Origin of the sequence: Arthrobacter livingstonensis, from assembly GCF_003219815.1 — a bacterium.
Lineage (GTDB): Bacteria > Actinomycetota > Actinomycetes > Actinomycetales > Micrococcaceae > Specibacter > Specibacter livingstonensis.
Window position 1 is genome coordinate 22,259 of sequence record NZ_QJVD01000020.1, and the last position, 20,401, is coordinate 42,659.

Here is a 20,401-nt window from a genome sequence, read left to right on the forward strand (position 1 = left end):
TGCGGCTTTTACTGTCGGGCGTCTGCCCGCTTGTTGCTGCGGGTGAAGACCGCCCGCAGCGTGAGGACGAGCACTGCGCCGATTAGTGCCCCTGAGGTGTTGGCCACGATGTCGCTCCATGCAGGGACTCTCTCGGGCAGGAGCATTGCCTGTGTCAGTTCAATTAGGCCGGACACCACCGCTGCTGCCGCCACGGCCACCCACCAATATATGCGGTGCAGCCGTACGGCGATTATGAAGCCAAATGGAACAAACAAAAGGATGTTCGCCGCAAATTCAACCTTCCGGTAGCCGATGAACCACTGGGGAAGGCCGTGACTGTGCAACCAGGCAATGACCTGCATTAGTGCACCGTCAACTGGCCGGTCCACGGGGGACGGCCAAAACACCATGGCCGCAAGGGCCACGAAGTACAGCACGGCAAGAACCATGGTCACGTGGTGGCGGGAGGGCTTCACAATTCCCAGTGTAGGGTCTCATGTTCGGCTGCGGGGTTTCGACAAACTAAACCTCCGTGTCGGCTGGCTCAGCTGCCGTCCCCGTCGACCTGGAAGACGTCCGGGACGCCGTCGCCGTCGTCATCGGCTGATTCGAGGATGGCCACGCGCCGGTAGTGCTTGTTCCTGATGCGAAGCACCACGGAGGCCAACAGCGCCGCAATGACGGATCCGGCCAGGATGGCGACCTTGGCATGGTTGAAATGGGGGCTGCCGTCACCAAAGCTGAGCTCGCTGATCAACAGGGATACCGTGAAGCCCACCCCGGCCAACAGCGCAAGGCCGGCCACATCGATCCAGGCCAGTCCGTCGTCGAGCGTGGCCTTGGTGGTTTTGGTGACCAGCCACGTGGAACCCAGGACGCCAATGAACTTGCCTGCCACCAGCGCCACCACAATGCCGATTGCCACGGTGTCGGTGAAGGCGGACTTCAGCCCGGACAGCCCGCCCAGCGCCACTCCCGCGGAGAAGAACGCAAACAGCGGCACGGCAACCCCGGCGGACAGCGGCCGGACCAAATGCTCGAAGTGTTCGGCCAGGCCGGGGCCGGCATCGGGGCCGCCGCGCTTGGCGGAGCGGACCACCGGGACGGCGAAGCCCAGCAGCACGCCGGCCACCGTGGCATGGATGCCCGAGGCGTGCACCAGGGCCCAAGTAGCCAGGGCCAGCGGGAGCAGCAGGTACCAGGAGTGGATGCGCCTTTGCACCAGCCACGTGAACGCCAGCAGCGGCAGGACGGCCAGGGCCAGGAATTGCAGATGCAGCTCGCCGGGGTAGAAGACGGCGATGATGGCGATGGCGATGAGGTCGTCCACCACGGCCAGCGTCAGCAGAAAGGTGCGCAGGGCGCTGGGCAGGTGCGTGCTGATGACGGCCAGCACCGCGAGGGCAAAGGCGATGTCCGTGGCCGTCGGAATGGCCCAGCCGTGCAGGACCTGCGGGCCGGCGCCGAGGTTGACGAGGGTGAACAGCACTGCCGGGACCAGGACGCCGCCCACGGCCGCCGTGATGGGCACGACGGCGCGGGCCGGGTTTCGGAGGTCGCCGGCGACAAATTCGCGCTTGAGTTCCAGCCCGGCCACGAAGAAGAAGATGGCCAGCAGTCCGTCGGACGCCCAGCCGCCCAGGCTGAGGTTCAGGTGCCAAGCCGCCGGGCCGATCTTGAAGTCACGGAGCGCGAAGTAGCCGTCCGCCCAGGGGGAGTTGGCCCAAACAAGGGCGATGACCGTGGCGGCAAGCAGCAGCGCGCCGCCCACGGTTTCCGAGCGGAGGATCTGGCTGACCCGCAGGGACTCCGGGTAGCTGCCGCGGGCGAGAATCCGGCGGGGGGTCGGGATGTTCATCGGCTGGCAGGCCTCTCGGTGTGCAAGGTCCCCATGTTGCCGGGGGAACTTTTGGGTGCGGCTGTGACATTGCCGACCAGACTTCCCGGCGCACCATCAACCATTCTACCGCGGGCGCGGGCCTGGGCGTGGGCCTGGGCGTCGGGCCCGGTCAGGGCGCGGGCCTGGGCGTGGGGCCCGGTCAGGGCAAGGGCGCGGGCGCAGGTCCGGGCCGCACCAGCTGAAGCTACAGCCCGGCCGCCCCGTCAAACGCGGCCGGCCCGCCCTGCCCGCCAGCCCCGTCAAACCCGGCCGCCTCGTCAAGCCCGGCCGCCCCGCCCAACGCGGCCGCGGGGATGGCCTCCGCTGCCACACACGCCGGCAAAACAAAGCCCACGGTCGTGCCCACTCCGCGCTCGCTCTCCACTGTCAGGGTGCCGCCGTGCTTGGCAACGATGGTCTTGGCAATCATCAATCCCAGACCGATGCCTGGAATGGAGCGCTGCACAGCGGACCTGGCCCGGAAGAACTTGGTGAACAGGCCCAGCTGTTCCTCTCCGGACATTCCCAGCCCCGTGTCCTGGACCTCGAAGCACAGCTCCTTCCCGCGGGCCCGTGCGCGTACCGTGACTGTTCCGCCGTCGGGGGAGTACTTGACCGCGTTCGAGACCAGGTTGTCCAGAACCTGCCCGATCCGACCGGCGTCGAGGACCGCGTCCAAGGAAGCCTGCACCTCAGAGCGCAGTTCAACCTTGTTCGTCCCCGCCAGCGGCGCAGCCGAGGCGAGGCTCTCCGAGACGAGTCGCGCCACATCTGCCCGTGCCCGGGAGATCGTGACAGAATCGGTGGCGAGCAGGTCCTCGACCAGCGAGGCCAGGCGGTCCACATTGCGTGCGGCAATGGCCAGGTACCTGTGGACGTCCGGTGGCAGGCGCTGCGGATCCTCCAGCACCATGTCCAGATAGCCCTGGATGGACGTCAGCGGAGTGCGAAATTCGTGGGAAACGTTCGCGACGAAATTGTCCTTGGCTGCCAGTGCCGCAATCATCTCGGTGACGTCGTGAAAGGCGATCACCGCGCCAGCAAAGTTTCCGGCGGCGTCCCTCAGCGGCCGAGCGGCCGTGGAAAGCGCCCTGGCACCGGCCCCGGTGCCCAGCCACACCTGATAATTGGTGAATGTTTCACCCTGGATGGCCCGAAAGACTGGGCGGTCACGGGCCTTTAGGGGAGTGACGCCGTCCACCCCGAACACCAGCAATTCGTGTTCAGCGGGATCGGCAATATCGTGGGGCACGGCCAGGGCGTGGAGCTCCTTTTGGGTGGCGTTCATCAGCTGGTCGTTGCCGTCGCCATCGACCACCACCACACCGACGGCAACCGTGTCCACCACTGTTTCCAGGAGCCCTTCCCGCGCCTGGCTGGCGTTCAAGGCCGCCCGTAGTTCCCTGTCCTTGATCTCCAAAGCCACGCGTTGGGCATCCATGCTGGTGGTCGCAAAAACCACAGTGACCGCAAACCCCACCATGATCAACGGAAAGAGCAACGGCTTGGCCAGCTGCTCCACCGTGACGCCCCCGGACGCGGTGAACACCGGCACCCACACGATGAGCAGGGATCCCACGCCACTGACGGTGATGGCGGTGCGCCGGGCCAGCCCGCAGGAAGCCACCCAAAACACCGGGAAAAAAACGAGCAGGCCGACGGCGGTGAGGAACTGTTCATTACCAGTGCGGAATACACCAACCGCCAGGAAACCCAGGTAGGGGATGACCAGAAAGGTGCCTTTCGGGGTCCTGTCCCAGGGAATTGCCGCAGCTGCCACCACCAGCCCTACGTTCAGCAACAATCCGGTCACGAACAAGGGATGGTGAAAGGACTGGGGATAGAAAATCGCGGCAAGCCCCGTGCAGACGCCCACGGCCAAGGCCATGGGCAGCTGGTTGAGCAGGACGCGTCTGCGCAGTGAGCGGACCTGGTAGAAATAACTTCGGAACCGGGCCTGGCTGGTGGTGTTCGTCATGGGGGACTCCAATATCCAAGGTTGCGACGCGGACCCGCAGCAGCCGGCGTCCCCGCGGTGCCATACCGCCGAGCCTCTTCCATAGGCGCAGGCAACAACTGGGGCTGTTGCCTTGATGATGTCATACTGGTGGAGAGGCTCCGAACGGGGCCCGGCCCACCTGCGGCAGCCAAAGCCGGGGGTGGCTTGGGGGGCGACACAAGAGAGCAAAACGGGGACGCAATGACCAGTGCACGGACCGCAGTCATCATCGAGGACGATCAGGACATCCGTGAGCTGCTCACCATCATTCTGGGACAGTCAGGCTACGAGGTTCATGCCGCGGAAACCGGGATGGCCGGTGTGGACGCCGTGAGGCTCCACCGGCCGGCACTGGTCACCGTGGATGTGGGATTGCCAGACATGGACGGGTTCGAGGTCACTGAGCGCATTCGCCCCCTGTGCCAGAGCCACATCATCATGCTCACGGCCCGCAGTGGCGAGATGGACACCGTCACCGGCCTGGAAGCCGGAGCGGATGAGTACCTGACCAAGCCTTTCCGCGCCCACGAACTGCGTGCCCGCGTCGAAGCGCTCGCAGCCCGCGAAGTGCCCGAGGATGCCTAACGGGCGCAGGAGCACGGCCGTCCAGTCAGGCGGTTGACTGGACGTAGGAGTCCTCGAGCTCGACGGCGGTCCTGTCACCGCAAAGGGCAAGTGCGGCAAGGTAGTCCGAAGCGCCCTCAAAATGCCGTTGCTTGAGCAGTTCCACCAGGTCTCCGGCTAGCTGGCCCAGCTGCTCGGCTCCCACCATGGCACTGGAGGAAAACAGGCTGAGTGCGGCCTCGGTGGCCTCGTCCCATTGGTGCGAATTAACCGCGACCTTGATGCGGCACAGCCGTTGCGGCCACATCTGGACATAACGGTGGACAAATCCGCGGCACAACACTGATTGGCCGTCCAGTGACTCCTCCAGTTCGCGCAGGGAGTCCATGGAGACCAATGGCAGGGAAGAAGTGTTCATGAGATGCTCCTGCCTTCCGAAGATACGGACCATTGCTGGCCGTGGTGCGATTGTTGGCGTGCTGCAGACCATTCTACTGCCGCAACGGGCACGGACGGCAGTTTATTGTCATGGATCACGGTTGCCTCGAAAGCACTGGATCGGAAACCAGCCAGGGGGTGCCCCCCAGCTGCGCCAGCAAATCAGCATTGATCTGCTCCGCGGGGACGGGGCGGCTGAAATAGTAGCCCTGCGCGCTTTCGCAACCCAAATCGGTGAGCAGCGCGGCCTGTTCCCGGGTTTCAACGCCTTCGAACGTCGCAGTCAGCTTGCAGGCACTGACCAGCTGCAAGATGGCGGCGATGAAGGGACGCTGGGCGGCCGAGTCTCCCGGGCTGCCAATCAGGGACCGATCAAGTTTCACGGCGTCAACGGGCAGGGTGCGCAAATAGCTGATGGAAGAATATCCCGTGCCGAAGTCATCCACGGCCAGCCCCACACCCAGCTGCCGCAGCCCCGTGAAGGAATACGCGTCCCATTCATTGCCGGCAACCAGCGCGGATTCAGTAAGCTCCAGGACCAAGGCCGAGGCGCTGATATCCTCGGTTGCCAGAATGTGCCGGACGTCGTCGAGCAGTTCGGGGCGCTGGAGCTGGGTTGCAGAAATATTAACCCGCATGGTGAAACGCGGATCCAGTTCAAGGGTTTCACGCCACTGGTGCACCTGCGCCAGCGCGGTGCGCAGCACCCATGCTGTCAGATCGGTCATGGCCCCGATCTCCTCGGCCAACTCAATGAACTCATCCGGCATCAACAGTCCCCTGAGCGGATGTTGCCACCTCACGAGCGCTTCAACGCCAATGAGCGCGCCTGTAGCCAGCTCCACTATGGGCTGATGGTGAAGGAGCAGTTGGTTGCGCTCGATGGCCTGGCGGAGCTCGGCGGCCAAGGCACTGTGCATTTGCCGCACGCTGAGCATCACCGGGTTGAAGACCACCACGCTGCCTGAGGGGTCGCGTTTGGCGGAGTACATGGCGGTGTCGGCGTAGAGCATCAAGTCAAGGGCCGAGTCGTCGGGCCTGGGCGTGGCGATGCCGACGCTGGCACCAACGGAAAGTTCCTTATCATCGACCGTCACCGGCTGGGCGAGGGCCGTGATGATCCTTCGCGCCACACGTTGCGCTCGGGCCACGGAGGTGTCCTGGAGCACGACGGCGAACTCGTCGCCGCCGAGCCGGGCGACGGTGTCGGCCTTGCGTACACAACCACGCAGCCTTTCTGCCACGATCTTCAGGACAGCGTCGCCGGCACTGTGCCCGAGGGTGTCGTTGATCCCCTTGAAGGAATCCAGATCGAGCAGCAGCAGCGCCGGGGCACCGCCAAATTCCGTCTCAGCAAGCGACGTCTCCAAGGCTGTTTCCAGCGCCGACCGGTTGCGCAGCTGCGTCAGTGGATCGGTCAAGGCCATCAATTCCATTTTGCGGTAGGCATCCATCAGCATGGCGGTGCGTGTTTTTACCCGTGATTCCAGCTCGCCTTGGGCAACCATCAGCTCCTCAGCCATCAGGTTGAAGCCGGCGATGACGGCATCGAGCTCGTCGCGGGCCGCGGAGGCCTTGATCCGGGTATCCAATTCGCCACCGGCGATCCGGACTATGCCCTCCACGAGTTCGCTCAGACGTGGGTCCCCAACGTCACGGCTCATCGCAGACCGTGCCCAACCAGTGAAGGGCATCGGCTTCGGATTCGAAGAACTTCGCGGGCAGTCCTTCGGGGCTGTCACCCAAAAAATAGTGGGCTAAAACCCGGTCGACGGGTCCGTCACCTAAAAGTGCATAGGCTGATACCACCGTGGGGTGACCGTAGACGCTCCTGGCCTGCCGGCTAACGGACTTGACCCGGGTCAGATCCAACAGCAGCGGAAACGTCTGCCCCTTCGATAACGTCCGGACCAAATCCGCGGCTGCTGCAGCGTGCCGACCAGCCACTTCGGCAAGCTCCGGAAGCTTGACACGCATGACCCCGGGGGCCTCGAGCCATACCTGGATGCCACCTTCACAGGTTTGCCGCTCACCACTCTCGCCGGGGAACTCCGGGACTGGCCTGCCGGTCTCCCGCGCCGCGGCGGTCATCGCTTGTTCACTCTCCGGCGGCGGTCCGTTCCACCGCGCAGGTCACGGTTCAGCCTGCGGTCACCGTGGTAGAGAAGCGCCTGCCAATCGACTTCTTCGGTGGTCTTTGCCACCACCACGGGAACAGGAGCCGTGCGGACCCGCGGCTTGACGTAGAGCCAGTTGACCACCCCCAAGCCAAGGTCAACCACGGAATTTCCCAGCCCGATGTAGGACCGGATGGCCACGGCGGCCAGGATCGCATTGAACGTGGCAAAGGCAGCATTGCCCCAGTTGCCGATCATGACGTCCCGCCACAAGGTGAAGAGGGAAAAGGCGACGATGAGGTAGGGAACCAGCACATAGAGTGCCGGAGCTGCCGTGCGGTCCTTGACCTTCGGGGTGCGCACGAAGGGAATCTTGTCCCCGGTGAAGGCCTGCTGGAGCGACTTGAGGACACCGGCCAGGTTGACCGGCAGCAAGACCAGGTTGAAGCCGTAGATGCGGAAGATATCGCTGAAACGGTGACCACAGTCGCGCAGGTCGCTGCCCATGGCCAGGAAGTACGGCAGCGCCGCGACCAGGACCAGCGGACTGAGCAGCCGGCTGTCGTAGGGGTAGGCGAGCAGGAACAAGAGGCCGAAACTGGCCCATGCGATCGAGGACATGTAATTGACGCGCAGGAGCAGCTCGCGGAACAGCACGGGTTCGCGCAGCTGGCGCCGGCGGCGCACCTGGGTCCACAACTTTGGCAGGATCAGCAGACCGCCGTTGGCCCACCGACGGCGTTGCACCACCAAGGAGCCAAAGTCCGGCGGAGTGGCGCTGTAGCTCAGGCGCTCCGGATAATTGGACAAGGTCCAGCCGTGTGTGCCCAGGTCCACACTGGACTCGGTGTCCTCAATGACGGTGCGGTCCTGGATGTACGTGCGGACCTCAAAGCCGCCCACGGTTTCCACTTCAACGATGTCTTCCAGCGCAGGCTTACGGATCACAGCGTTGGCACCCACCCAGAACGTTGCCCCGTAGTAGGTCATTCCCTGGTGCAGAATGTGCTGGATGTCGGTGCTCGCCCCGGCGATCCGCTCGATGCGGGTGGGGGCACCGCGGAAGGAGGAATAGGGGGTCTGGGCAACGGCCACGCGCTCGTTGCCGGCTGATTCCAGGAAGTAGACGAGGCGCAGGCAATAATCACGCAGCAGCAGGGAATCGGCGTCGAGCGTCAGCAGGTATGCGGTGTCCGGAGCCACCAGGTCCGTGGCGTCGCCGGCGTCCTCCGCTGCCCTGCGGCGCAGCACCACGCTTCCGTCGGTGACCTCCCGACGCCAGCGGCCGCCCATCAAGGAGATGTAAGCGTTGAGGTTCATGGCCTTGTTGGCCTCGTGGGAGAGGCTGGCGAAGGCCTTGCGCTCAAAGTATTCGGTCTTGACATTGAAAATCCAGGTCAGGCGCAGGTACAACTGCTCCACGCGGGTGTGATCAGGACCCGTTTCCTGGGCCTTGGCCGCGCCCAGCGCCAGCAGGACCAGCCGCAGTTCCCGGGCGAGTCCCATCAGGACGAGGTCCACGAAGAATTCATCCACGTGGTCCGAGACCGTTTCGGCCTCGGCCATGGTTTCCAGCCAGGTAGCGGCGAAATTGTATTCGGTGATCACTGCGTCAAGTTCCACCGACGGCACCGGGCCGGCCCCGCTGGTGCGGGCACGGAATGTGGCCAGGGCCGCGTTGACCCGGGCGGACGGGACGGAAAGCGCTTGGGAAATCTCTGCCGACAGTGCCCGGGTGGCTTCGAGGCGTTCTGCCGCCAGCGGATCGGAGGGGGTGGGCGGATCATCGAGCAGGAGAACCACTTTCAAGTGCGGGAATTCCTGCAGGGCCGCGGACCACAGGGTGGCACGGACCACCTGGACTTCCTCCGCGTACGACGGAACAAGCACCGTAATGCCGTCGTTGTACTGGGCAAAGTGTCGGTCAAGTTCGCCACGAGGCACCCGCTTGTGGTCCCGGAAGCGATAAAGCGCCCCCTGCCGGGCCATGAGGTACATCAAGGCTGAGAAGGTGAGGAACGTCACCACCAGGACGTAGGAGAACGTTTCCATCTGGAACCGGAAGCCGACATTGGGGTTGTCCGCAAGTTGCTTGAGCACCGTGGTAACCAGGTAAAGCAGCCACGCGGCGATGGTGACCACTATGGCCAGGCGGCCCAGGGTGATTTTTCGCCCCGATGGCACGGGATGAACGATCGAGAGCGGCTCTGAGCGCTTTTCAGCGCCCCATTGACGCCGTGGCCCCTGCTTGGCTCCACCAGGACGGACGTCGGCCGACGTGGGTGTCCCGGGCGGCAAGCCGTCATTTTCTGCCGCCGCAACGAGTACCTCAGACATCCATCCCCCGTGCCACATTATGGGTGCGATCAAGCTCGCACCAGAAAAAACCATGCCCGGGAAATTGAAGGAGACCAAGTGACCGGAAACTGGTAAGTACACTTATGATAATGCAAGCTGGCGATTTTGTTGGCGGCGGTGGCCCTGTCCATGACGTCGGCAGTTCGCGGCTTTGACTTCGGCGGGCAATAAGGTCGCCGCCCGCGCCGCTCTTCACCGCAGGTCTCTCTTCAGCAACAAAACATTGATCGGGGTTATGTAGTGTCTCAACGCTTTCCGGGCCGGAAGCTTTCCCTGTTCCGCCTTACCGTCGTGATTGCCGTGGTGGCACTGCTGGCAGGAGGGGCCTATGTGGGGTTGGGGCGTTACAACGACGCTCAAGCCGCGTCGAACGATCCGGCGATATTTGCCGGTTATGTTGATGTCACCGCCACCCCCACCTATGCCTTTGAAGCGCCTGTATCCAAGGCCGCCAAGTCGGTGGTCCTTTCCTTCATCGTCTCAGCCAAGAACAAACCCTGCGAGCCGAGCTGGGGCACCGCCTACTCGATGACGCAAGCAGGATCTGATTTGGACTTGGACCGGAGGATGGCCCGCCTGGTGCAGCAGGGGGGTACCGTTGCGGTCTCTTTTGGTGGCCAGGCCAATGACGAACTTGCCACGGGATGCACCGACCCCGATCAACTACGCGACGCGTACGCCTCCGTGGTGGACCGCTACAGCCTTTCAACCGTTGACCTGGACCTTGAGGGGGCTGGACTGAGCGACACGGCCGCGATGGCACGGCGGGCCACTGCCATTGCCGCGGTTCAGGCCGAACGGCTCAAAGCGAAGAAACCGCTGTCCGTATGGCTGACGCTCCCGGTTGCCCCCACCGGCCTCACCGCAGAAGGGCAGGCCGCCGTGACCGCCATGCTCGCGGCCAGGGTGGACATTGCCGGAGTTAACGCCATGACCATGGATTTTGGCGGAAGCAAGCCGGCCGGGACCACGATGCTGGCGGCGTCCATTGACGCAGCGAACGCCACACATGACCAGCTGGCCAAGCTCTACAAGGCACAGGGGCAGACCCTTGGCTCCGATACTCTTTGGCGGAAGATTGGCCTGACGCCCATGGTGGGCCAAAACGATGTGGCAGGGGAAATCTTTACGCTCCAGGACGCCAACGGTTTGCACTCCTTCGCCGTCTCCAAGGGTGTTGGCCGGATCTCCATGTGGTCCCTGAACCGGGATGCCACCTGTGGACCGAATTACCCCGATGTGGCCCGGGTCTCCGATGCCTGCAGCGGCGTGGACCAAGGGGACCAGCTGTTTTCCCAGGTACTTGGACAGGGGCTGACGACGCCGCTGGCAGCGGCCACCACGGCGGCACCGCAAGCAACAGCGCGCTCTACGCAGGTCGCGGACAATCCTGCCACCAGCCCCTACCCGATCTGGAGCGACTTGGCCGTCTACGTGGCGGGGGACCAGATCGTGTGGCACGGGAACGTGTACCTGGCTAAATGGTGGACCCAGGGCGATGTTCCGGATAACCCCGTCGCAACCGATGGGACCACACCGTGGCAGCTGGTGGGCCCGGTGCTGCCCGGGGACAAGCCTGCGCCGGTGGTCACCGTCCCCGCCGGCACCTATCCTGTGTGGGCACAGGCCACGGTGTACCTGCAAGGGGACCGGGTGATGTTTGACGGCCGCGTCTTTGAGGCCAAATGGTGGACCCGCGACGACAGCCCCGCGGCCGCCCTCCAAGGGGACCCGGCGTCGGCCTGGACCATGCTCACCAACGCCCAGGTCCAGCAGTTGCTCTCCGGCAAGCCGGTGCCATCAGCGAAGCCGGCCGCCTCAGCCACGGCCACACCGCCCCGCACGGCCACACCGGCGGCAAAGTAGTCCCGGGACATGACTCAGGCCCCCTCGCGAGGGGGCCTGATGACATCCTGGCGCGAGAACCGCCGCAGGGTGCCATGCATTTTTGCGGCCTGTCCGTTACGGGTGCTCGTTCAGCCATTCCTGGGCGAGGGTTGCCTGCAGGTTCAGGGCCTTGCCGATGACAGGCTCGGCGGCGGAGGCGATCTTCGCGCCCAGGAACGGGATGGCCGACTTCACCTCTCCGCTGAGCTCCACGAGCGTCGACTCGCCGGAAGCGGTAAGTTTCTGCACGGCCGCGACGTCCAGCGGGGCGCCGGCGACGGTGAGCTTGATGGCGTTGCTGCGGGAGCCGTCGGCCGCCGGGGCGCTCCACTGCTCCACCTGGGTGACGGTCAGCGTGGCGCCAACCACTTTCCGGGCGATCTCGGGCATGCGCGTGGTGGGCAGCGTGCGCACGGTCTTGGTGGTGAACGCGCCGGTCGTGGGGCCGCTGATTTCAAACGACTTCAGCTCCCCGCCCACCGTGAAGCTCACGTGCTTGACGAACTCCTCGTCGGCAAAAACATCCGTGACACGCTGTGCGGTGGCTGACAAAGTGGTTGAGGCGGTGAGCGCCATGGTTCCTCCGAGGGGATGGGGTTGGGGCAGCCCTCAGGATACCTTGGCGGCGCCCTGCGGGAGTAAGCTGGAGACGTCCCCGGCGTTCACTTGTGAATTCCGGGCTTTCGTGTTGCTCCCGTGTTGCTGCCCCACCCGTTCCTGCACCGTTCCAAGGAGAAAATCCGCCCATGAGTCTTAATGGTCTGCGCACCGCCCTGGCCCAGGATCCGCTGTTTGCCCGGGTGCGCGCGTACGCGGCCGCGGACCATGCACAGCGCAGCTCCGACCTCCAGTTCAGCGCGCCCTCGGGCCTGCGCCCGGTCCTCCTGGCCGAGGTGGCGGACGGACTGGCCGCAGCCAAGGCACTTGGCGACGGGCCCGGCGTCGTGCTGGCCGTCACCGCCACGGGCCGTGAGGCCGAGGACACCGTGGCCGCGCTGCGCTCCTTCCTGCCGGAGGGCGCCGTGGCCGAGTTCCCCAGCTGGGAGACCCTGCCGCACGAGCGCCTGTCCCCGCGCTCGGACACCGTGGGCCGGCGCCTGGCCGTACTGCGCCGCCTGGCCCACCCCGAGTACGACGCCGGGGACCACCTTCGCGTTGTCGTCGCACCCATCCGGGCGGTGGTGCAGCCGATTGTGGCCGGCCTGGGCGAGCTGGTGCCGGTGCGCCTGGAGGTGGGGGACGAGGTGCCGTTCACCGACCTCGTCAAGCGACTGGCCGACGCCGCCTACGCCCGCGTTGACATGGTGACGCACCGCGGCGAATTTGCCGTCCGCGGCGGCATCCTGGACGTGTTCCCGCCCACCGAAAACCATCCCCTGCGGATCGAGTTCTTTGGCGACGAGGTGGAGGCCATGCGTTGGTTCTCCGTGGCCGACCAGCGCTCGTTGACTTCGGTGAAGGGCGAGATCACCCAGCCCACCGGGCTGTATGCGCCGCCGTGCCGGGAAATTCTCATCACGCCCACCGTCATGGGCCGTGCCGCCAAGCTCAAGGATACGATGCCGGCCGCGGCCGGGATGCTGGAAAAAATTGCCGGCGGCATTGCCGTGGAAGGCATGGAGTCCCTGGCGCCGGCGCTGGTGGACGGCATGGTGGCCCTGACCTCGCTGTTCCCCGCCGGCTCCGTGGCCGTGGTGCTCGAACCGGAGAAGGTCCGCGCCCGCGCCCACGACCTGGAATCCACCAACGAGGAATTTCTGGAGGCCGCCTGGTCCACCGCGTCCGACGGCGGCACAGCACCCCTGGATTTGGCCTCACAGAACGCTGTCCCGGGCGGAATCGACCTCGCCGCCGCTTCGTTCAAGTCGCTGACCGAAACCCGGGAAGCCGCGCTGGCCCACGGCGTGAGCTGGTGGTCCATCAGCTCCCTGGCCCAGGACGAGGAACTGCTGCCGGACATTGACGTTGTCAACCTCCAGGCCCGGGAACCGCGCGGCTACCGCGGCGACGTGGCGGAAATGATGGAGTTCATTGGCTCGCGGGTGAAGGACCAGTGGCGCGTGGTGGTGGCCACCGAGGGTCCCGGACCCGCCCAGCGCCTGGCCGAGCTGTTCCACGAAGCCAACATCCCGGCGTCGCGCGTGGCATCCCTGGACAAGGAACCCGTGCCGGGGATCATCGAGGTGACCACGGCGGATGTGGGCCGCGGCTTTGTGTTTGACTCCCTGAAGCTGGGGCTGCTGACGGAGGCGGACCTGCTCGGGCGCGCGTCCGCCGTCTCGACCCGGGACATGCGGAAGTTGCCCTCCAAGCGGCGGAACGCCGTCGACCCCCTCCAGCTGCACGCCGGCGACTACGTGGTGCACGAACAGCACGGCGTGGGCAGGTTTGTGGAGCTGATCCAGCGGAAGGTGGCGGGGGCCGGTGCCGGCGGTGCCGTGGGGCTGCGCGAATACCTGGTGCTCGAATACGCGCCGTCCAAGCGCGGCGCGCCCGGCGACAAGCTGTTTGTGCCCACCGACCAGCTGGACCAGGTGACGGCGTATGTGGGCGGGGACGCGCCGGCGCTGTCCAAGATGGGCGGCTCGGACTGGGCGGCGACCAAGGGCAGGGCGCGCAAGGCGGTCAAGGAGATTGCCGGCGAGCTCATCCGGCTGTATTCCGCGCGCATGGCAAGCCGCGGTCACGCCTTTGGCCCGGACACCCCGTGGCAGGCCGAACTGGAAGAGGCGTTCCCGTACGTGGAGACCCCGGACCAGCTGGTGGCCATCAACGAGGTCAAGGCGGACATGGAAAAGGAAGTGCCCATGGACCGGCTGATCTCCGGCGACGTGGGCTACGGCAAGACCGAAATTGCGGTGCGGGCCGCGTTCAAGGCCGTGCAGGACGGCAAGCAGGTGGCGGTCCTGGTGCCCACCACGCTGCTGGCGCAGCAGCACTACGAGACGTTCAATGAACGCTTCTCCGGGTTTCCGATCCGCGTCCAGCCGCTGTCCCGCTTCCAGACCGGCAAGGAGGCGAAGGAGATCGTCGAGGGCGTGCGCACGGGGTCCGTGGACGTCGTCATCGGCACGCACCGGCTGCTCTCCAAGGACTTTGCGTTCAAGGACCTGGGCCTGGTGATTGTCGACGAGGAACAGCGCTTTGGCGTGGAGCACAAGGAGGCGCTGAAGAAGATGCGCACCAACGTCGACGTGCTGGCCATGAGTGCCACGCCCATCCCGCGCACGCTGGAGATGTCCATGACGGGCATCCGCGAAACCTCCACCCTGGCCACCCCGCCCGAGGAGCGCCACCCCGTCCTGACCTACGTGGGCGGGTATACCGACAAGCAGGTGGCCGCCGCCATCCGCCGGGAGCTGATGCGCGAGGGCCAGGTGTTTTATGTGCACAACCGGGTTAAATCCATTGACCGGACGGCCGCGCACATCCAGCAGTTGGTGCCGGATGCCCGCGTGGCCGTTGCCCACGGGCAGATGAGCGAGTCCCGGCTGGAACAGATCATTGTGGACTTCTGGGAAAAGCGCTTTGACGTGCTGGTGTGCACCACCATCATCGAGACCGGGCTGGACATCTCCAACGCCAACACTTTGATCGTGGAGCAGGCCAACAATTACGGCCTGTCCCAGCTTCACCAGCTGCGCGGGCGGGTGGGCCGCGGCCGCGAACGGGCCTACGCGTACTTCCTGTACCCGGCGGACAAGCCGCTGGGCGAGGTGGCGCTGGAACGGCTCAAGGCCGTGGCCGCCCACAACGAGCTCGGCGCCGGCATGGCACTGGCCATGAAGGACCTGGAGATCCGCGGTGCCGGCAACCTGCTGGGCGGCGAGCAGTCCGGCCACATTCAGGGCGTGGGCTTCGACCTGTACATCCGCCTGGTGGGTGAGGCCGTGGCCGAATACCGTGGCGACGGCGAGGAGCGCGCCGCCGAGATGAAGATTGAGCTGCCCGTCAACGCGCACCTGCCGCACGACTACGTGCCGGGGGAGCGGCTGCGCCTGGAGGCCTACCGGAAGCTGGCCGCCGCCGTGACGCTGGCGGAGATCGAGGACGTCGTGGCCGAGCTGGTGGACCGCTACGGCGAGCTGCCGCCGGCCGCCGCGAACCTCATTGCCGTGGCGCGGTTCAAGGTCCAGGCCCGCGCCGCCGGGCTGTCCGACGTCGCGCTGCAGGGCAACTTCATCAAGTTCGCCCCGGCGGACCTGCCCGAGTCCAAGGTCATGCGCCTGAACCGCATGTACCCGGGCGCCATGGTGAAGCCTGCCCTTTCTGCCGTCCTGATCCCCAAACCGAAGACGGCGCGGATCGGCGGCCGCGACCTGGCCGACGCCGAGGTGCTCACGTGGGCCGCGGGCGTGCTGGAGGCGCTCTTCGAGCCGGCTCCTGCGTCGGCGTAGCTGTAGCGGCTAGGCGCCGACGGCGTGCCAGGCTGGCGGGGGCGTATGAAATTTCACCCGCCGTCGTCAGCATGGCACGCCGCCGGCGGGCTATCGCCGGGCCCGGCCCATTTCGGCAGCCCGCGCACGCGTGGCATGCAACGGTGCGCCACTTCCGACGCTGCGCAGGGTTCCGGAATGACAGGCGCAAGTTGAAAATTCCGGCAGGGGACGGCTGGAGGGATTGAAAAGACAGCACCTGCGGGTGTTGGGCGCATCTGTGGATTGAAAAGACAGTACCTGCGGGTCACAGGCCCCATGACCCGCATGTGCTGTCTTTTCAATGGGCAGCCGGGGGCAGCACCCGCATGTGCTGTCTTTTGAACGGTTCGAACGGCCCCTGCGGCGAGGCGCTGGCCATGCCCTTGGGCGTTTGGACCCGTCCCGGGCACGGTGGCAGCCCCCGGAGCCGGAAAACAGCCCATGATCCGCACTTGCCCATCCGCATTGCCCGGCTCCGGCGCCCGGGAGGACAGCTGTGGGCGCCGGTGCTGCGACCGGTGCCCCGGTGCTGCGCCCGCTTCGAGGCGACGACGGCTCAGCGCGCCGGTGGATGTCATGGTCTCGAACCGCAACGAGCGAAATGATATTACTCACGGGTAACATAGGGACATGCACCTGCTGATTCGAACCCTCTTCCACCTGTTTCTCTCGGGGCGCCGCGGCCGGCTCTCCATGTGGGACGTCTCCTCCTGGCACACACGTGCCTGGCCCACCGACATCGACGTGGCCCTGCACATCAACAACGGCATGTATTTTTCGCTCATGGACCTGGGCCGCTTCGACCTGATGAAGCGCAGCGGCATCTGGGCGCGCATGCAGGAACTGAAGTGGAACCCGGTGGTCAGCGCCGAGACCATAGCGTTTAGGAAGTCCGTGAAGCTGTGGCAGCGCTTCACCATTGAGTCCCGGATCATCGGATTGGACGCGAAAGCCATCTACTTTGAACAGCGAATGGTGGCCGACGGTGAAATCCATGCCCGGGCGTACATTGCCACGCGCCTGCTCTCAGCCGACGGACCTGTCAGCATCGAACGCATCATCGAGGAGTTCGGGGCACCGCCGGCGGATCTGGTGCTCCCTGACTGGATCCACGCATGGCGTGAAAACAACGGCCTTCCCGGAGCGCGGCGTCCCGCACCGCACCTCTGGGGGAGGTAACCGGCGTCGTTCATGGAAAAGTGGCCCGATCAGCGTCATGCGCTTTTTCCATGCGCTGGACTGGATCCGGGTTTGGCACAGCTTGTCCACTGGCGCCATACCCGGCGTGGGTCCGGCGCATGGGCGTTAAACGGAAACAAGCCCGCAATTGTGGCTGAAAAACACCGCTAAATCGCGGATTTCCAGCCACTATGGCGGGCTAGTTCCTTGCGGCTACTCTCCGGCGGAGTTGGAGCGGCCGATCCACGTCATCGGGATCGCCAGGGACAGGAACACGCACAGGAAGGCGATGCCGCCCGGGATGAAGGCGTGCTCGGGGCTTTCCAGGCTCCAGAAGGACATGGCAAAAATGCCGCCCAGGAACAGGCCAAAGAAAATCACAAACAAGATGATGGACTGCACCAGATTGTTCTCGGAACGGAACTTGGCATTGCTGGACACGGGTCCTCCTAACCCCAAACGGGGATCTGGGTGGCTGCACCGGTGCTCCGGCGCTCTGATCTACCCACGATCTTAGTACGTTTTAGTATGCTTCCGTGCCTGCGGCGCCGGTGACAATGGCAATGCCGGAGCTGGTGCCGATGCGGGTGGCCCCGGCGGCGATCATCTCCCGGGCCTTTTCCAAGGTGCGGACACCGCCGGAGGCCTTCACGCCAATGTCGGGGCCCACCGTCTGGCGCATCAGGGCAACGTCGGCCGCCGTGGCACCGCCGCCGTTGAAGCCGGTGGAGGTCTTGACGTAGTCGGCACCGGCCTCCACGGCCGCCTGGCAGGCCAGGACCTTTTCAGCGTCGCTGAGCAGGGACGTTTCAATGATGACCTTCAGGAGGGAGTCCTCGCCGTGAACCACCTCGGCGACGGCGGAGATGTCCGAAACCAGCGCATCCTTGTCCAGGGCGCGGGCGGCGGCGATGTTGATCACCATGTCCACCTCGTCGGCACCGTCCATCGTGGCGCCGCGGGCCTCAAAGACCTTGACGTCGGTGTTGTTGGCGCCGAGCGGGAAGCCGATGACGGCGCAGGTCAGCACGCCGGTGCCCAGCAGCGCCCGGTTGGCGGTCTTCACCCACACGGGATTTACGCAGACGGACTTGAAGTGATGTTCGGCAGCCTCCTTGCACAGGCGCAGGACGTCGGCCTCGGAGGCTTCGGGCTTGAGAAGCGTGTGGTCGATGTAGCCGGCAAGCCCGGAGTCGGCATCCTGGGGTGTGGATGTGGCGTTCGGCGTCATTGGAGTGGCCTTCCTGTGTGGTTCCAGTGTGGAGCGTGCGTTAGCTAATGGTGTCACAAGCGCCAGGGGAACATCAGCATGCCCGCCAGTGCGAGGCAGGCCACCCAGACGGTGGCTGCGGCAACCAGGACCAGGCGCTTGAGCCCCACGGCCAGGAGCGACTTCACATGCGCGCCCGTTCCCAGCGCGAAGGTGGCCGTGGCCGGGCCATGTGGAAGGGGCCCCGGGTGCTGGCCGGGCCCGCGGGCGAGCCCGTCACACTCGCCGGGACGGGCTACCGCCGGATCCGGTAGCCGCGCTTAACCACTGTCTCCACGACGCCCGGGTCCGGCAGCGAGGCCCGCAGCCGGCTCATGGTCATGTGCAGTGCATGCTCCGCCTCGCCCACGCCCAGCTCGGCGGCCAGTTCGCCCTGCGAACGCACGGACCCGCCGGCGCTGATGAGTGCCTTGAGGAGCTGCAGCGGCGCCGGGGCCAGCGGCACCGGAACCTTGTTGATGAGCAGCGCCTGCCCGCGCACTTCCAGCAGCTGACCCGAACTTTCCATGCGCAGTGCGCCGGCCGCCTCCAGATGCTCGCAGACCAGCCGGATCAGCGCGCCCATGCGGAACCGCTCCGGTACCAGGGGCGTGATGCCCGCGGCCAGCAGCGGCGCAGCCGTGACGGGCCCGACGGCGGCACTGGCCACAGCGGCTGTCCCGCCGGTGCACGGGGTGCCGCCCGGGCCCCCGTGCAGGATGCCTTCCGCACCGCCGCGCAGGGCGGCGAGGAACGCCCCTGCCCGGCCCGTCTGGGCGGCGGCGCTCAGGACGGCGTCGACGGCGGGCGCGCTGGTGAAGGTGAGGACGTCCAGCTCCCGGTTGGCCACGGCGTCGATCAGCTGGGACAGGCGGTCCCCGTCCTCGGCATTGACCCAGCGGTACGGGGTGACCGTCAGTACCTGGGCACCCGCGGCGCGCAGCCGCGCGAGCGCAGCGACGTCCGTGTAGCCGTGGACCTGCACGGCCACTACCTTGCCCGCTATGCCGGTGTCAATGACCAGCCCGGTCAGGGCGGCCGTGGTCTCGTCGGAGCTGATGCCGGCATCGTCCAGCCCGGCGGCCCGCACGGCGCCGCGCGCCTTGGGCCCGCGCACATAAATATCCGCCCGGCCCAGGACCGCCAGGAGTTCCTCACCGAGCCCTGCGGCGTCCGCGGCCTCGCACCAGCGCCGCATCCCGTAGGCCGTGGTCACCATGACAACGTCCGGCGCCGCCGCAATGACCGCGGCGATTTCGGCGAGCAGGACCTCGTCGCTTTCCACCGGGGCAATCTTCAGTGCGGGTGCGTGGAGCACCCGGGCGCCGCGCCGTTCCAAGGCATCGATGAGGTCCCCGGCACGCCGGTGCGCGGTCACCCCGATCCGGAATCCCTGCAACGGCCGGGACTGGGCGTGCTCTGGCGATTCGCTCATGGGCTCCTTCAAGCTGGCTGGCGTGCGGTGTGGGGAAGACGGCCGGAAAGGAAATCGGCCACCGGCAGCTCGGCGCCGCCCGCCAGGGCCACCACGTCCCCAATGACGATGACCGCGGGGTTGCGGCACTTGGAGGCCGCGTTGACAATGCTACCGAGCGTGGCAGTGGTGGTGCGCTGTGTGTGACTGAAACCGCGTTCGACGACGGCCACCGGCGTAACATTGGCCAGTCCCGCCAGGCGCAGCCCGGCCACGAGCTGGGGCAGGGTGCCGATGCCCATGAGCACCACAATGGTCCCGCCCAGGCCGGCCAGGTGCCGGTATTCGTGCGGCTCCAGGGGTGCGTGGCCGGACACCACCGTGAACAGGTGGCTCACGTTGCGGTGCGTCACCGGGATGCCGGCGGCACCGGGGACGGCCACGGCACTGGAGATGCCCGGGACCACCGTGACCGGGATGCCGGCCGCGACGGCTGCCGCCACTTCCTCCCCTCCGCGGCCAAAAACAAACGGGTCCCCGCCCTTGAGCCTGACCACGTGCAGCCCGGTGCGGGCCGCCTCGACCATCCGCCGCTGGATGTCATCCTGCGGCACCAAGTGACGCCCCGGAGTCTTTCCCACGTCAACGAAGGAGGCGTGCGGCGCCAACTCCGCCAGGTCGCGGGTGGGACCGAGCCGGTCAAAATAGACCAGGTCCGCCGCGGCGAGTGCCCTGGCGGCCCTCAGGGTGAGCAGGTCGGCGGGGCCGGGGCCGCCGCCCACGAGCGTGATCCGGCCGGTCTTCGGGGTGCGGGTGCGGGTCAACATGGTGTGCCTGTCTTTGCTGGTTTGGGTACTGGCGGGAAAATGTGAAAAGTGGGCGCCAGCCGGACCGGTGGAGGCTGCCCGAGATCTGCG

17 protein-coding genes are annotated in these 20,401 nt (G+C 66.0%); 5 read left to right on the forward strand and 12 right to left on the reverse strand.

What is annotated here, in order from left to right:
* Positions 1-8: 8 nt before the first annotated feature.
* The 3 genes from CVV68_RS16480 to CVV68_RS16495 form a co-directional block, all read right to left on the reverse strand.
* On the reverse strand, positions 9-458 hold the full coding sequence (locus CVV68_RS16480) for a VanZ family protein (RefSeq protein ID WP_110502099.1): 450 nt from the start codon (positions 456-458) through the stop codon (positions 9-11).
* Between the two features lie 68 nt (positions 459-526).
* Positions 527-1,840 (reverse strand): Na+/H+ antiporter NhaA, encoded by a 1,314-nt coding sequence (nhaA, locus tag CVV68_RS16485; protein WP_110502100.1) that lies wholly within the window; start codon positions 1,838-1,840, stop codon positions 527-529.
* Positions 1,841-2,066: 226 nt separating this feature from the next.
* Positions 2,067-3,839 carry a sensor histidine kinase gene (locus tag CVV68_RS16495; RefSeq protein ID WP_110502102.1) on the reverse strand — a complete coding sequence of 591 codons (1,773 nt, stop codon included), beginning with the start codon at positions 3,837-3,839 and terminating at the stop codon, positions 2,067-2,069.
* Between the two features lie 222 nt (positions 3,840-4,061).
* Here CVV68_RS16495 and CVV68_RS16500 point away from each other — a divergent pair, with 222 nt between their 5' ends.
* Positions 4,062-4,445 (forward strand): response regulator transcription factor, encoded by a 384-nt coding sequence (locus tag CVV68_RS16500; RefSeq protein WP_110502103.1) that lies wholly within the window; start codon positions 4,062-4,064, stop codon positions 4,443-4,445.
* A 25-nt stretch (positions 4,446-4,470) separates the two neighbouring features.
* On the opposite strand, the gene CVV68_RS16505 is transcribed toward CVV68_RS16500, so the two are convergent.
* The 4 genes from CVV68_RS16505 to CVV68_RS16520 form a co-directional block, all read right to left on the reverse strand.
* The gene (locus tag CVV68_RS16505) at positions 4,471-4,842 is read right to left on the reverse strand and encodes an Hpt domain-containing protein (protein WP_110502104.1); all 372 of its coding nucleotides are present in this window, start codon (positions 4,840-4,842) and stop codon (positions 4,471-4,473) included.
* A gap of 115 nt (positions 4,843-4,957) precedes the next feature.
* Positions 4,958-6,526, reverse strand: coding sequence for a putative bifunctional diguanylate cyclase/phosphodiesterase (locus CVV68_RS16510; RefSeq protein WP_110502105.1), 1,569 nt, complete (start codon positions 6,524-6,526; stop codon positions 4,958-4,960).
* On the reverse strand, positions 6,516-6,953 hold the full coding sequence (locus CVV68_RS16515) for a DUF7793 family protein (protein ID WP_110502106.1): 438 nt from the start codon (positions 6,951-6,953) through the stop codon (positions 6,516-6,518). The genes CVV68_RS16510 and CVV68_RS16515 overlap by 11 nt, the downstream gene beginning before the upstream one ends.
* Positions 6,950-8,977 carry a glycosyltransferase family 2 protein gene (locus CVV68_RS16520; RefSeq protein ID WP_245933602.1) on the reverse strand — a complete coding sequence of 676 codons (2,028 nt, stop codon included), beginning with the start codon at positions 8,975-8,977 and terminating at the stop codon, positions 6,950-6,952. Before CVV68_RS16520 ends, CVV68_RS16515 begins: the two co-directional genes overlap by 4 nt.
* A 600-nt stretch (positions 8,978-9,577) precedes the next feature.
* Here CVV68_RS16520 and CVV68_RS16525 point away from each other — a divergent pair.
* The gene (locus CVV68_RS16525; protein ID WP_110502108.1) at positions 9,578-11,203 is read left to right on the forward strand and encodes a chitinase; all 1,626 of its coding nucleotides are present in this window, start codon (positions 9,578-9,580) and stop codon (positions 11,201-11,203) included.
* 96 nt (positions 11,204-11,299) lie between these two features.
* Here CVV68_RS16525 and CVV68_RS16530 read toward each other — a convergent pair whose 3' ends face one another.
* Complete coding sequence (locus tag CVV68_RS16530; protein ID WP_110502109.1) at positions 11,300-11,800, reverse strand: DUF2505 domain-containing protein; 501 nt, start codon at positions 11,798-11,800, stop codon at positions 11,300-11,302.
* 170 nt (positions 11,801-11,970) lie between these two features.
* On the opposite strand from CVV68_RS16530, the gene mfd reads away from it, so the two are divergent.
* Both mfd and CVV68_RS16540 read left to right on the forward strand, forming a co-directional pair.
* The gene (gene mfd, locus CVV68_RS16535; RefSeq protein WP_110502110.1) at positions 11,971-15,621 is read left to right on the forward strand and encodes a transcription-repair coupling factor; all 3,651 of its coding nucleotides are present in this window, start codon (positions 11,971-11,973) and stop codon (positions 15,619-15,621) included.
* A 651-nt stretch (positions 15,622-16,272) separates the two neighbouring features.
* On the forward strand, positions 16,273-16,821 hold the full coding sequence (locus CVV68_RS16540; protein ID WP_110502111.1) for an acyl-CoA thioesterase: 549 nt from the start codon (positions 16,273-16,275) through the stop codon (positions 16,819-16,821).
* 213 nt (positions 16,822-17,034) lie between these two features.
* Here the strand turns inward: CVV68_RS16540 and CVV68_RS16545 are convergent, their stop codons facing one another.
* Positions 17,035-17,262 carry a hypothetical protein gene (locus CVV68_RS16545; RefSeq protein ID WP_110502112.1) on the reverse strand — a complete coding sequence of 76 codons (228 nt, stop codon included), beginning with the start codon at positions 17,260-17,262 and terminating at the stop codon, positions 17,035-17,037.
* A gap of 82 nt (positions 17,263-17,344) precedes the next feature.
* The gene (deoC, locus tag CVV68_RS16550) at positions 17,345-18,052 is read right to left on the reverse strand and encodes a deoxyribose-phosphate aldolase (RefSeq protein ID WP_110502113.1); all 708 of its coding nucleotides are present in this window, start codon (positions 18,050-18,052) and stop codon (positions 17,345-17,347) included.
* A 167-nt stretch (positions 18,053-18,219) separates the two neighbouring features.
* Here deoC and CVV68_RS24645 point away from each other — a divergent pair, with 167 nt between their 5' ends.
* Entirely contained in the window at positions 18,220-18,345 is a 126-nt protein-coding gene (locus CVV68_RS24645; protein WP_281268296.1) for a hypothetical protein, read from the forward strand.
* Here CVV68_RS24645 and CVV68_RS16555 read toward each other — a convergent pair.
* Both CVV68_RS16555 and cobA read right to left on the reverse strand, forming a co-directional pair.
* On the reverse strand, positions 18,327-19,505 hold the full coding sequence (locus CVV68_RS16555; protein WP_110502114.1) for a uroporphyrinogen-III synthase: 1,179 nt from the start codon (positions 19,503-19,505) through the stop codon (positions 18,327-18,329). The genes CVV68_RS24645 and CVV68_RS16555 overlap by 19 nt on opposite strands.
* A gap of 8 nt (positions 19,506-19,513) precedes the next feature.
* On the reverse strand, positions 19,514-20,311 hold the full coding sequence (gene cobA, locus CVV68_RS16560) for a uroporphyrinogen-III C-methyltransferase (protein WP_110502115.1): 798 nt from the start codon (positions 20,309-20,311) through the stop codon (positions 19,514-19,516).
* Positions 20,312-20,401 lie beyond the last annotated feature (90 nt).

What these genes read in the sequence shown, in the direction of transcription:
- CVV68_RS16505 (WP_110502104.1), bottom strand. Translation starts at nt 4,842, where the DNA reads ATGAACACTTCTTCCCTGCCATTGGTCTCCATGGACTCCCTGCGCGAA.
- CVV68_RS24645 (WP_281268296.1), top strand. Translation starts at nt 18,220, where the DNA reads ATGCGCGCCCGTTCCCAGCGCGAAGGTGGCCGTGGCCGGGCCATGTGG.
- CVV68_RS16515 (WP_110502106.1), bottom strand. Translation starts at nt 6,953, where the DNA reads ATGACCGCCGCGGCGCGGGAGACCGGCAGGCCAGTCCCGGAGTTCCCC.
- CVV68_RS16510 (WP_110502105.1), bottom strand. Translation starts at nt 6,526, where the DNA reads ATGAGCCGTGACGTTGGGGACCCACGTCTGAGCGAACTCGTGGAGGGC.
- CVV68_RS16520 (WP_245933602.1), bottom strand. Translation starts at nt 8,977, where the DNA reads ATGTACCTCATGGCCCGGCAGGGGGCGCTTTATCGCTTCCGGGACCAC.
- deoC (WP_110502113.1), bottom strand. Translation starts at nt 18,052, where the DNA reads ATGACGCCGAACGCCACATCCACACCCCAGGATGCCGACTCCGGGCTT.
- mfd (WP_110502110.1), top strand. Translation starts at nt 11,971, where the DNA reads ATGAGTCTTAATGGTCTGCGCACCGCCCTGGCCCAGGATCCGCTGTTT.
- CVV68_RS16530 (WP_110502109.1), bottom strand. Translation starts at nt 11,800, where the DNA reads ATGGCGCTCACCGCCTCAACCACTTTGTCAGCCACCGCACAGCGTGTC.
- CVV68_RS16555 (WP_110502114.1), bottom strand. Translation starts at nt 19,505, where the DNA reads ATGAGCGAATCGCCAGAGCACGCCCAGTCCCGGCCGTTGCAGGGATTC.
- CVV68_RS16495 (WP_110502102.1), bottom strand. Translation starts at nt 3,839, where the DNA reads ATGACGAACACCACCAGCCAGGCCCGGTTCCGAAGTTATTTCTACCAG.
- CVV68_RS16500 (WP_110502103.1), top strand. Translation starts at nt 4,062, where the DNA reads ATGACCAGTGCACGGACCGCAGTCATCATCGAGGACGATCAGGACATC.
- CVV68_RS16540 (WP_110502111.1), top strand. Translation starts at nt 16,273, where the DNA reads ATGCACCTGCTGATTCGAACCCTCTTCCACCTGTTTCTCTCGGGGCGC.
- nhaA (WP_110502100.1), bottom strand. Translation starts at nt 1,840, where the DNA reads ATGAACATCCCGACCCCCCGCCGGATTCTCGCCCGCGGCAGCTACCCG.
- cobA (WP_110502115.1), bottom strand. Translation starts at nt 20,311, where the DNA reads ATGTTGACCCGCACCCGCACCCCGAAGACCGGCCGGATCACGCTCGTG.